This window comes from Plantibacter sp. RU18 (assembly GCF_050613355.1).
In the GTDB taxonomy this organism is placed as follows: Bacteria; Actinomycetota; Actinomycetes; order Actinomycetales; family Microbacteriaceae; genus Plantibacter.
Genome location: NZ_CP159618.1, coordinates 2,544,541 through 2,555,391, shown reverse-complemented (window position 1 = coordinate 2,555,391; position 10,851 = coordinate 2,544,541). Strand labels below are relative to the sequence as shown.

At 68.7% G+C, this 10,851-nt stretch carries 10 protein-coding genes; 5 read left to right on the top strand and 5 right to left on the bottom strand.

Going from position 1 to position 10,851, the window contains the following annotated elements; translation table 11 throughout:
* The first annotated feature begins 2 nt into the window (after positions 1 to 2).
* The 3 genes from ABMA10_RS12265 (at position 3) to ABMA10_RS12255 (ending at position 3,731) form a co-directional block, all read left to right on the top strand.
* A complete protein-coding gene (locus ABMA10_RS12265; protein WP_347867186.1) occupies positions 3 to 2,270 on the top strand; it encodes a beta-L-arabinofuranosidase domain-containing protein in 2,268 nt (755 codons plus the stop codon).
* A gap of 47 nt (positions 2,271 to 2,317) precedes the next feature.
* Complete coding sequence (locus ABMA10_RS12260; protein WP_347867187.1) at positions 2,318 to 3,334, top strand: LacI family DNA-binding transcriptional regulator; 1,017 nt, start codon at positions 2,318 to 2,320, stop codon at positions 3,332 to 3,334.
* 169 nt (positions 3,335 to 3,503) lie between these two features.
* Positions 3,504 to 3,731, top strand: a complete 228-nt coding sequence (locus ABMA10_RS12255) for an RNA-binding S4 domain-containing protein (RefSeq protein WP_347867188.1) — start codon at positions 3,504 to 3,506, stop codon at positions 3,729 to 3,731.
* Between the two features lie 96 nt (positions 3,732 to 3,827).
* Here the strand turns inward: ABMA10_RS12255 and ABMA10_RS12250 are convergent, their stop codons facing one another.
* Entirely contained in the window at positions 3,828 to 4,097 is a 270-nt protein-coding gene (locus tag ABMA10_RS12250; RefSeq protein WP_347867189.1) for a hypothetical protein, read from the bottom strand.
* 370 nt (positions 4,098 to 4,467) lie between these two features.
* Between ABMA10_RS12250 and ABMA10_RS12245 the strand changes: the two genes are divergently transcribed.
* On the top strand, positions 4,468 to 5,364 hold the full coding sequence (locus ABMA10_RS12245; RefSeq protein ID WP_347867190.1) for an ATP-grasp fold amidoligase family protein: 897 nt from the start codon (positions 4,468 to 4,470) through the stop codon (positions 5,362 to 5,364).
* A complete protein-coding gene (locus ABMA10_RS12240) occupies positions 5,361 to 6,587 on the top strand; it encodes a glycosyltransferase family 4 protein (RefSeq protein WP_347867191.1) in 1,227 nt (408 codons plus the stop codon). Before ABMA10_RS12245 ends, ABMA10_RS12240 begins: the two co-directional genes overlap by 4 nt.
* Here ABMA10_RS12240 and ABMA10_RS12235 read toward each other — a convergent pair.
* From ABMA10_RS12235 to ABMA10_RS12220, 4 genes are all read right to left on the bottom strand, one after another.
* Positions 6,581 to 7,351, bottom strand: a complete 771-nt coding sequence (locus ABMA10_RS12235; protein ID WP_347867192.1) for a glycosyltransferase family 2 protein — start codon at positions 7,349 to 7,351, stop codon at positions 6,581 to 6,583. The genes ABMA10_RS12240 and ABMA10_RS12235 overlap by 7 nt on opposite strands.
* Before the next feature lie 149 nt (positions 7,352 to 7,500).
* Positions 7,501 to 8,520, bottom strand: coding sequence for a glycosyltransferase (locus ABMA10_RS12230; RefSeq protein ID WP_347867193.1), 1,020 nt, complete (start codon positions 8,518 to 8,520; stop codon positions 7,501 to 7,503).
* Positions 8,517 to 9,653 carry a glycosyltransferase gene (locus ABMA10_RS12225; protein ID WP_347867194.1) on the bottom strand — a complete coding sequence of 379 codons (1,137 nt, stop codon included), beginning with the start codon at positions 9,651 to 9,653 and terminating at the stop codon, positions 8,517 to 8,519. The genes ABMA10_RS12230 and ABMA10_RS12225 overlap by 4 nt, the downstream gene beginning before the upstream one ends.
* Positions 9,650 to 10,774, bottom strand: coding sequence for a glycosyltransferase (locus tag ABMA10_RS12220; protein WP_347867195.1), 1,125 nt, complete (start codon positions 10,772 to 10,774; stop codon positions 9,650 to 9,652). Before ABMA10_RS12220 ends, ABMA10_RS12225 begins: the two co-directional genes overlap by 4 nt.
* Positions 10,775 to 10,851 lie beyond the last annotated feature (77 nt).

Genomic DNA, 10,851 nt, shown 5'->3' with positions numbered 1-10,851 from the left:
CGATGCGATTCGTCCCGATCTCGCAGATCACTCTGACCGGGGGACCGCTGCACCGAGCGCAGGAGGCAGACCGCGCCTACCTCCACGCGCTCGACCCCGACCGGTTGCTCGCCCCCATCCTCCGAGAAGCGGGTCTCGCTCCGCGCGCTCCGTCGTACGACGGCTGGGAGGCCCGAGGCCTCGACGGCCACACCGCAGGGCATTACCTGTCAGCTGCGGCACTCATGGTCGCCTCCACCGGGGACACGATCCTGCACGAGCGTCTGGACTACACCGTCTCGGAACTCGCACGCGCGCAGGACCACCTCGGTACGGGATTCGTGGGTGGTGTACCCCGAAGCGCCGAGCTGTGGGATGAGGTCGCCGCCGGCATCACCGACACGACCTTCCGCGACGGCCGTTGGGTCCCGTGGTACAACCTCCACAAGCTCTACGCAGGACTCATTGAGGCCGTCCGTTCGACCGGGAGCGTCCAGGCAAAGTCAGTCCTGCTCCGTCTCGCCGACTGGTGGGAACAGGTGGCGGCGGGGATCGACGACGACCGGTTCCAGCTGATGCTCGAGACCGAGATCGGCGGGATGAACGAGGCGTACGTGGACCTCTTCGACCTGACCGGTGAACCTCGCCACCTCGACATGGCGAGGAGGTTCACCGGGGTGGCACTGATGGAACCGCTCTCACGGCGATCCGACGAACTGACCGGACTCCACGCGAACACGCGCATCCCGCAGTTCGTCGGGTTCGCGGCGCTCGCCGCCCGCAGCAACGATCACGAATTGGACGAGGCGGCACGCTTCGCCTGGGAGACGATCCTGACCAGGCGATCGGTCGCCATCGGTGGGAACAGCGTCCGGGAGCACTTCCATGAGCTGGACGACTTCACCCCGATGACCGAGGACCGTGAGGGGCCGGAGACCTGCAACAGCTACAACCTGATCAAGCTCGGCCGACGGCTGGTCGAACAGGGCGACGATCCGCAGATCATGGACGCGATCGAGCGGGTCCTGTTCAACCACATCCTGTCCGCCCAGCATCCTGGTCACGGTGGTCTCGTCTACTTCACATCGATGCGGCCGGACCACTACCGCGTCTACTCGTCTCCGCAACACAGCTTCTGGTGCTGCGTCGGGACGGGGATGGAGAGTCATGCGAAGCATGGGGAGTCCCTGTATGCCGCCGATGAGCACACGGTCTCGGTCGAACTCTTCGCCCCGTCGGTCGTCCAGCTGCCGGAGCTCGGTCTCGTCCTCCGGCAGGCGACGCGGTTCCCGGATGACGGTGCGGTCACGCTCGCCTTCGGGTTGCAGGAGCCACGCAGACTGCGGGTGCGCATCCGGGTTCCGGCCTGGAGCGAAGGACTCGCCGCGGTGCGCGTGAACGGTGAGACGGTCGCTACGACCACCGAGGTCGGGCACGTGACCGTCGATCGAGCGTGGGCGGACGGGGACACGATGGCCTTCGAGCTGCAGATGAGCGGCCGGCTGGACGTCCTCCCGGACGGTTCGGACTGGGCTGCCGTGTGCTGGGGGCCGTCGGTGCTCGCACTCCGTGGGGACGAGCTCGACGCCGAGACGACGCTGGCGGCGCGTCCGCACGCGAACCACACGGCGACCGGCGCGCTGGTGTCCCTGGCGTCGGCACCGATCCTCGAGCGAGGCGCCGTGCCAGGTCGTTCGGCCGACGGGGCGTTCTTCATCGACTCCGATCGCGGACCGCTGCAGCTCGAGCGGTTCGCTGAACTCCATGACGCGCGGTACACCGTCACCTTCCCGATCGTGCACTCGACCGATCCGGAAGAGCTGTCGTCCAGGCGTGGGCGATTGATCGCCCGAGATCGCCTCGCGGCGACGCTCGAGGGCCGCACGATCGACCGGGTCGCGCTCGGCGAGCAGCAGCCGGAGATCGACCACGGCTTCCGTGGTACCGCCACGACGAACGGAGCGACGGGGCCGACGCAGTGGCGCTCGACGACCGAACGCATGTCCGTCATCCTCATCGATCCACACCTGCTCGGAGCGGTCGTCAGGGTGACGTGGCACTCTCACACCGGGACGACTGTGCCCGACCCCGCGTTCCTCCTCGAGATCGACGGTAGTCCGGTCGAGGGGGACCGACATGGAGACGGCGATGGGCTGTCGTGGACGGAGTTCCACCTGGCTCCGACCGACTCGGGGTGGGGCCGACGGCGTTTCGACATCGTCGCACCGGTCGGCCGTGCAACGGCTCGGATCGCAGAGGTGCGCATCCTGTCCGCCGTCGGACCCGACTGACCGCGGGCCGGCGTGCGGTCGCCGGCCAAGTGCGCCACGATGGGTTCATGTCGCTGTCGACGGAGGATGAGACCAGACCCACCGGGGTCACCTTGGCAGACGTCGCGGCCCGGTCCGGCTGTTCCGTGTCACTGGTGTCCCGGGTGCTCTCGGGTCAACGTCATGCGGCCTCGGACACCCGGGACCGAATCCTGGCCGCGGCACACGAGCTCGGGTACGACCGCGGCAGTCAGCGGCGGGGCCGGCCGCGGGCTGTTCCGCGTCTCCTCGACCTGGCGATGAGCCAGTGGGACGACCCGTGGGCCAACACGGTGGTGTCGAGCGTTCGACGGGCCGCGGCATCGTCCGGGTACGACCTCGTGCTGACTCCGGAGCGGGACTCGATGGTCGACGATTGGCCGAACCGTATCCGCGCCAGGGGCTCGGCCGGCGCAATCGTCTGTCTCATCAGGCCCAACGTGTCGCAACTGGATCTGCTGGCGTCGGCGAACATCCCGGTCGTGCTGCTCGATCCGCGTTCGCAGCCGTCGCGGGACATCCCGAGTGTGGGGTCCACGGACTGGCAGGGCGGCTATGACGCTGGTCGGCACCTGGCCCGCCGCGGCACGGAGCGGTTCATCATCATCACCGGTCGTCCGAAGTACCGTTTCGGTCGAGCTCGGGAGGCGGGCTTCCGAGCGGCCGTCGCCGAACACGCGAACGGTGGAACCGTCGAAGAGGTCTCGTCACCGTGGTCGTCGGCGAGTGCGTTCGTCTCGATGCGCAAGCGCCTGCGGGACGGCGGGACGCCGATCGGAGTCTTCAGCTGCAACGACGAGATGGCGTACGGGGTGTACCGTGCCGCAGACGAGTTGCACCTCCGCATCCCAGACGATGTCCGGATCGTCGGCTTCGACGATCTTCCCCAGTCGCGCCTCATGCCGCCACCGATGACCTCTGTCCGACAGCCGATGCGCGGTATGGCGGAACGCGCCGTGCAACTCGTGCTCGGCGCGGCGTCAGTCGAGCGGCAGCTCGAGCGGATCGAACTCCCGACCGAACTGATCGTCCGTGCTTCCACCTGACGGCTCACGGTACTGCGGCCTCCGCATCGGAGCGGCTGATCGACAGATTGCAGACTGATGGCGGGAGAGGAATCTTCGGCGCAGTCAGTGAACGGTGGGCTGTTGAGGTGGGTGACAGTGATCAGCACCCTCCGTCACGGGCGGGGGCGCAGTCCGTTAGGATTCCGGCATGACGAATCCGAATCCGATCGACGAGATCTCGATCGGCGGCGAGACCATCCGCCTCGGACAGTTCCTGAAGTTCGCCGGACTCCTCGACACGGGTGGATCTGTGAAAGAAGTCATCGTCGACGGCGAGGTGCTCGTGAACGGCGAGGTCGATCGGCGGCGCGGACGGCAGCTCCAGCCCGGCGACATCGTCAGCTTCGACGGGCGCAGGGTGCGCGTCGCCGTGTGAGGATGAGCGGTTCGGTCGGCAGCTGGACCTGGTCGCCCCGCGACCTTCCAGTCGCCAGAGGCCGAGCCGTCGGGCCCGGGCGCCGCTGACGTGACGCTACAGGTCGACGATGCCCATCTCCCAGGCGCGGAGGTCCGCAGCGGTCAGCGGATCTGATCCGTGTCCGTCGGTGGCGTTGGTCGTGAAGTAGATCGAGGTACCGGGGCTGACGAACACGCTTGCAGCATCCTCGCCGACGACGTCGAGATCGACGAACCCACCCCCGGAGAGCGCCGCGCGCTCCATCGTGTCCTTCAGGGCGCTGATCATTGTGCTCGGGTCCAGATCGTAGACGAGGCCGCCGAGCGTGAGGGTGCTGCTTTCCATGTGATGTCCTCGATGAGGTCATGTTTCGTGAACGGCCACCGTACGCCATGCGCCGGGGAGAAACCGATCGCAATCGTGCTGGTGCCGCGTTGCACCCGCCTCACCCGTGAGGCGGGTGCAACGATCCGCGGCGCATCGAGTCGCTGATACGCACCTGCTTCCGTCGTCGCGCGCCGCTCCATCGGGCGGGCGCGATGTTAGCACCGTCTGCCGAACGGTACGAGCCTGTGAGGGCTGAGAGTCAGTTGCGTAACCTCGGTGCTGAGCCGGACTCTGGATGTCGGGCACAGTGCGGATCAGGAAGGCGCAGCATGATGCAGACCGACGGCCAGAGGACCGGAACGGCTCGCTCGGGTAGAGGCCGTCGCGGATGACGCCTGGGCGAACCGGCTGGCGTGAGCGGAGTCGGCTGGTCCGGTGGACCCGCCTATGGCGCACGCGGGCACCGAAGACCTTCCGGGACAAGGTGCGCTACAAGATGCTGCGCGACCATCGCCCGTTGATCGTCGCGTTCGCCGACAAGGTCGCCGTCCGCGACTATGTCGCCGAGGTCATCGGCCGGCAGTATCTCCCCGATGTGTTCGCCGTCCTCGATGATCCGGAAACGCTCGCCAGCCTCGAACTCCCGGATCGCTACGTCGTGAAGCCGACGCACGGAAGCGGTGCGGCGGTCGTGGTGTCCCCACTCGCCCCGGACGGCGCCCGAATGCCGGCCGACCCGGGCAGCTGGCAGTACTCGCTCGTCCGACCCGCGCGGGCGGACAAGCGGCAGCTCATCGACCTCGCGAGTGGTTGGATTGCGCAACTCTACGGGCAAGGACCGAACCGCGAGTGGGTCTATGGCCAGGTGCCTCGACGCATCATCGTGGAGGAACTCCTCGAGGGTCCGGGCGGAGCGATCCCCGACGATCTGAAGTTCTTCGTCTTCCACGGCCGCTGCCGTTTCATCCAGGTGGACGCCGGCCGGTTCGGCGGCAGGACCCAGGACTTCTTCCTCCCCGGCTGGGAGCATCTGCCGCTCAGCGGCGGGCCGCCCTGGGCGAGCGTCGAGCCGCCACCGCCGGCCCGACTGGCGGAGATGATCTCGCTCTCGGAACACCTGGGCGCAGAGACCGACTTCGTCCGCGTCGACCTGTACGACGTCGACGGGCGCATCGTCTTCGGCGAACTCACCAGCTTTCCGGCTGGAGGGGACAGTCCGTTCCAACCCGACTCCTACAACGCCGTCTTCGGCGCGGGCTGGACTGTCCCGAGGCGATATCGATGAGCGCGCGCGCAGTGGCCTCGCAACGGTGGCTCGTGGCCACGACCGAGTACGCAGGAGTCACCGCCTACACCGGTGGGATCGGGCGGCACTATGCCTCGCTGCTGCCAGCGCTTGTGCGTCTCGGCGTCGATGTCGATGTGGTCGTCCTCAGCGAAAGCCCGCTGAACCCGGACGCGCGGCTCGACGGTGTCCGGCTCGTCGCTTCCGAGCAGGTCCCGTCCGGCACCGGCATCGCGGCGTTCCGACGCCGGGCGAAGCGGGTCGCCGAAGCGTACGCCCGCGCGGCCTACGACCGGGTGTTCCTGCCTGAATGGAACGCGCTCGGAACCGAGCTGCCACGGAAGGCTCCGCTGCTGACCAACCTGGCCACGAGCATGCGCCTGTCGAACGAGGTGTCCGGCTTCCGGCTCCGGGACTTCCCGCCACAGCGTCGCGCGTCGATCGTGCTCCAGAACCGGCTCGAGACCCGGCAGATCGAGCGCTCAGCCGGCCTGGTCCCGATCTCCGAAGCGATGCTCGAGTGGACAGCGACGAACTTCCGACGGATCCCGAGGGCCGTCGTCGTACGCAACTGCATCGACGTCGACGTCATCCGAGACGCGGCTGAGCGGTCAGACCTCCCGGCCGGGTGGCCGACCGGCGATGCTCCGGTGGTCCTGTTCCTCGGGCGGCTCGAGCGTCGCAAGGGCGTGGAGGACGCGATGCGAGCGTTCGGGCAGCTGTCAGCGCGCTTTCCCACCACCCGTCTCGTGCTCGCCGGTTCCAGCGGCGATGCGAGGTTCGAACCCGACCGGGCCGAACTGCTCTCGTGGGTCCCGCCGTCCGCTCGGGAGCGCGTGGTCTGGCTCGGGCATGTCGCAGGAGACGAACTGTATCGAGGGATCCGGGCGTCGACGGTCGCGATGTGCCCCTCTCGCTGGGAGGGGTTCGGCAACGTCGCGCTCGAGGTGAAAGCGACAGGCACGCCGCTGGTCGTCACGCACGGGAGTGGCTATGACGACTTCTGCACGGACGGGCTGGACTGCCTGATGGTGCCCCCCGCTGCCCCGGACCGGCTGGCGGAAGCGCTCCAGCGGGTGCTCGAGGATATCGGCGCGGCCGCTACCCGGGCTCGGCGGGCACTCGAGCAGATCGGGCGCTTTGCACCGGACCCCGTGGCCGCGTCCCTGGTGGCTGCAGCCGACACCCTCCTCGCGCCTCCTGGGCACTGGCCCGCTCACTGATCACGCTTCGCCGGACTGCCGCCGAGCGGTCGACACGACTCCGTGGCGTAGGACGATGCCGCTTCGCCAGTGGCGAACCACGTCGATCCGTTCCAACTCACGGCACCGGCCTCAGCGAACGCCTCGAGCCAACCTGTCATCGGCCACTGACCCCATTTGGCCGCGAAGTGTGCACCGTTCCGCAGGATGTCGTCGAGATGCTGCCATGGTGGCGACTGCGTCTCGTGATACTGGTGGTACGCGTGGGCTCCACCCACCCAGGCCAGGGGCACCTGTACGACCCGCAGGGACCACGCGAAGTCGGTGTCCTCGCCGCCGTAGCCTTCGAAGCCTTCGTCGAAGCGCGGGGCGTGCCGCCATGTCTCAGCGGTCAGAGCGAACGACAGCGACCAGAACAGGGAGTACTCGTCGGCGGTGGCGACGCGCTCGCTCCCCTCCGATGGGTTCGGGCGTGCCGGGTGTGGGGCGGTCCGAGCCGCGAGGGTGTCCGCATCGGTCGTGTCAACTCCGGCATCGAGGTAGGTGACCGGGCCACAGAGGACGGCTGCGGGGTGGCGCGCTGCCGCTTCGCGGTATCGGCTCAGCATCGACGGCCCCGGGACACAGTCCGCGTCGAGGAACACCAGCAGCTCAGCGCCCGCTGCGAGTGCAGCCGCGGCTCCAGCGTTTCTCGCTGCTGCGAGCCGGAGTCCATGTCGGCCGGGCGGGATCCGGAGGACCGCCTCGGCGTCGATTTCCGGAGCGTCGTCCTCTCCGAGCCACACGACGATACGAACCGTATCGTCATCAGCGAGGCTCCATCGTGCAACGGCTGCCAGTTGGTTTCGCAGGTGCGTCAATCGCGGGGTCGAACAGAGGGCGATGACCGCGGTACGACCCTGGATCGGTGCAGACGATGAGGTACCGGAGACGGTCATCTGAGGTGTCCGCTCGCCGCACTCATGATGGCTGCGGCAGCGCGTTCGGCCGCACCTCGAACCTCCCAGAGCGACCAGTCCGGCTCGAGCGACGAAGCCTCGTCGAGCGTCGCCGCCCAGCCGTCGGCCGCTGGCCAGTCTGAGCGGACGATGGCGAGCCCGCTCGCATCGAGCACGCGAGCGGTCGCGTCCTGCTCTTCGAATGGTCGCGACTGTGGGATGACCACGGCCCGCGCGCCGGCGGCAGCCAGGTCCGCGATGGCGTTCTGCCCGGCCCAGGAGACGACGACCGCGGCGGAGCACAGTCTGCTCCAGGGATCAGCCGACCACGCGGCGCCGGGTGTCGCGCCGAGCGTCGTCCAAGGACGTCCGGACGCCGCAGCAGCCGATGCGACCTCGTCCTCGGTGACGGCGGACCCGCCCGCGCCGCCGAGGACGACCACGCCGGACCTCTCGGCCGCGCGGGGGCGCTCGCGTCCGTCGAAGCGGCTGATCCCACCGACGTACACGACCCGGTCGCCGACCTCCTCGAGGTGCGCAGGCCGCAACAGTCGCTGAGGCCATGGGGCGATGATCGCCGTGGCCGCCCGGAAACCGAGCTGATGTGCGGCGTCGGTGCGGACTCCGGGTTGTGCCAGGACGACGGTCCGTACTCCGAGCAGCCTGGCGAGGAGGGTGACTTCGACTGAGACATCGACGACCATGGCGTCGATGCCGTCCGTCGAGAGCGTGCTGGCGATGACCGCGAGGCGGTCTCGGTGCCCCTGGTGACCGAGCGGGGCCCAGTGGAGCAGGCCGCGAGCGCTCGGGTCGCGTTCGGCAGGTGATGAATCGTCGGCGAGTGGCTCATCGTCGCGCTGCAGGCGGATCCACGCGCACCGGGTGGGAAGGCCGGGAGGAGCGGGCAGCGTGCTGAAGCAGGTGATGTCCGCGTCCAGGTGCGCTGCGATCGCGCGCATGCGGGTCAGATGACCGCGACCGTGGTGGTGGACGTACCAGCCGAGGTGCATCGTCATCGCGCCAGCTCACGAACGAGGGGCCCGGCTGCGTCCATGGTGGCATCCGCCAGGGAGGTCAGGACCTGCTCCAGGGCGGCGAGACGGACGTCGAGCGCGAATCGCCGCAGGGCGCATGCGCGAATCGCTGCGCGGAATCCGCTGTCCTCATCGGAACGGGCGATGAATCGCCGCGTGTGATCGGCCATTGCCGCTGTGTCGCCTGGCGGCACGGTCGCCATGCCGACGCTGTCACGGGCGATCTCGGGGACGCCGCCGACGGCGAAGCTGACCATCGGGGTGCCGCACATGAGCGACTCCGGCGCCACGAGACCGAAGGGCTCGTCCCACACCGGAGTCGCGATCGACGCGGCGCTGTTCCCCACGAGGTCGGCCAGACGCACAGGGTCGAGCTCGCCGACGCACATGACGTCCGGGCCGAGCATCGGCCGGAGGACTTCGCGCTCGTAGCGCTCGTCTCCAACACGTCCGGCGATCACGAGTCGCCTGCGAAGCCGCCGCGCGACGTCGACGGCGAGGTGCGGCGCCTTCTCCGGAACGACGCGGCCGAACCACACGAGGTCGTCCCCTCCCGGCCCAGCCGGCCACGCCCGTGGGTCGACGGCGTTGGGAAGCACCTGGGCCGAGATCCCGGCCGAAGACCAGATGTCACGGGTGTATTCGCTGACCGCCAGGAATCGGCTGCCTGTTCCGCCGGACCGTGCACCGGCCGCGGCGAACCCACTGTCGATCGGCGTGTGGAGTGTCGTGACCATCGGGACACCGAGGCTGGCGGCACGACGGACCGGAAGGGGATCGAGGCAGTGGTTCGAGATCACGTCGTACCGGTCATGGTGTTCAGCGATCGCATCGAGGGCACGAGCCAGGGCGGGGAGGGACTGGTCGACGTAGCTCGGCGGGTAGCACTGATCGCTGGGTGAGGCACCGTCCCAGTGCAGCGGCGGCATCGCGAAGATGTCATCGGCGCCGAGGAAGTCCGAGTCGCGCACGGCGATCATCGTGACCTCGTGCCCGCGCCGTCGGAGACCGTCGACCTCGGCCCAGACGGCGGACTCGAGGCCGCCGGCGTGTGGACGTCGGATCGGGAACCGCAGCGGCGAGATGACGACGATGCGGAGTCGCCGGGCGCTCACGAGCGATACTCGGAGATCACACGCCGGTACAGCGCAGCGTGAGCCGACGCGACCAGTTCATCGGTGATCGCGCGGTGCGTTCGGCGGAGAGCGACGAGGGCCGTCCGTCCAGCTGAACCGGGCCGTCCGCTGGACGTGTCGAACAGCGCCAGGACGGCTCGTTCGAGGGAGGCCGCGTCGCCGCGGGTGTAGGCGGCGACAGTGTCGTCGACGTGCTGCTCGGCGTAATACCCGATCGAGGGAGCGGCGACCGGGACAGCGAGATCCCAGCACAGCTCGAGCCACCCGCTGTGCGTACCGTGTCGGTAGGGCAAGACGCACACGTCGAGTCGGCTGATGGCGGTCACGAGTTCGCGGTCGTCCAGACGCTCGTGTTCGACGAGCGTGACCTGGTCGGTGTCGGAGCACAGGGACCGGATCTCGTCACGAGCGGCGGCGTCCCGAACCTGATGATGCATGCGGACCTCAGCGGTCACGCGGACGCCCTGCCCGTGGAGACCGGCAATCACCTCGCGGATCGCCGACACCGTGCCGACGGCGTCGACATTGGGGCGGAGGTCCTTCAACATGACGCCGATCGTGAGGTCGCGCGACGGTAGCACCGACGGCACGACGGCGTCGGGAGCGAGGACCGACGGGTGCGGGATGACCGTCGCTTCGCGACCCCACCTGGCGCGGATCATCTCGGAGGCACCCTCGGTGAGGGTGACGAGTGCGTCGACTGCCGGCACGAGTTCGTCCAGTTGACGGGCATAGGACCCCTGGTCACCGAGCTGGGGATGCTCCAGGTCGTGCACGGTGAAGATGACGGGCGTCGCCGTGTCGCGGGCGGCGTCGATGCAGGCGCTCAGGTGCGACGGAGGGAACGATTCCGTCCCGAAGTGAATGTGCAGTACGTCGATGTCGGCCCCGTTGACGCGAAGCCACGTCGGGTCGAGCGCGGCAGGCGGCCACCAGACTCCATCGGCGGCGCCTGGAACAGGTGGGTCGGGCAGCAGATTGATCTCGGCTGCTGCGGTCGCCCGTTCGATGTACGGGTGCCCGGCCGGGATGCTCACGAGGCGCATCGGTCGCGTCGAGGGCGTCCTGGAGTCGCCGGGAGTGATGATTCGGGGCAGCATGCGTTCGGCTTCCTTGCGCTTGAGAGCGGCCGTCGGGTGACGATGACAGAGGCCGCTGACTCGACCGTACGCGCAGA

Bases quoted from the DNA above. Each gene is read 5' to 3' on its own strand.
- ABMA10_RS12265 (WP_347867186.1), top strand. From the start codon at position 3: ATGCGATTCGTCCCGATCTCGCAGATCACTCTGACCGGGGGACCGCTG.
- ABMA10_RS12260 (WP_347867187.1), top strand. From the start codon at position 2,318: ATGTCGCTGTCGACGGAGGATGAGACCAGACCCACCGGGGTCACCTTG.
- ABMA10_RS12255 (WP_347867188.1), top strand. From the start codon at position 3,504: ATGACGAATCCGAATCCGATCGACGAGATCTCGATCGGCGGCGAGACC.
- ABMA10_RS12250 (WP_347867189.1), bottom strand. From the start codon at position 4,097: ATGGAAAGCAGCACCCTCACGCTCGGCGGCCTCGTCTACGATCTGGAC.
- ABMA10_RS12245 (WP_347867190.1), top strand. From the start codon at position 4,468: ATGACGCCTGGGCGAACCGGCTGGCGTGAGCGGAGTCGGCTGGTCCGG.
- ABMA10_RS12240 (WP_347867191.1), top strand. From the start codon at position 5,361: ATGAGCGCGCGCGCAGTGGCCTCGCAACGGTGGCTCGTGGCCACGACC.
- ABMA10_RS12230 (WP_347867193.1), bottom strand. From the start codon at position 8,520: ATGACGATGCACCTCGGCTGGTACGTCCACCACCACGGTCGCGGTCAT.
- ABMA10_RS12220 (WP_347867195.1), bottom strand. From the start codon at position 10,774: ATGCTGCCCCGAATCATCACTCCCGGCGACTCCAGGACGCCCTCGACG.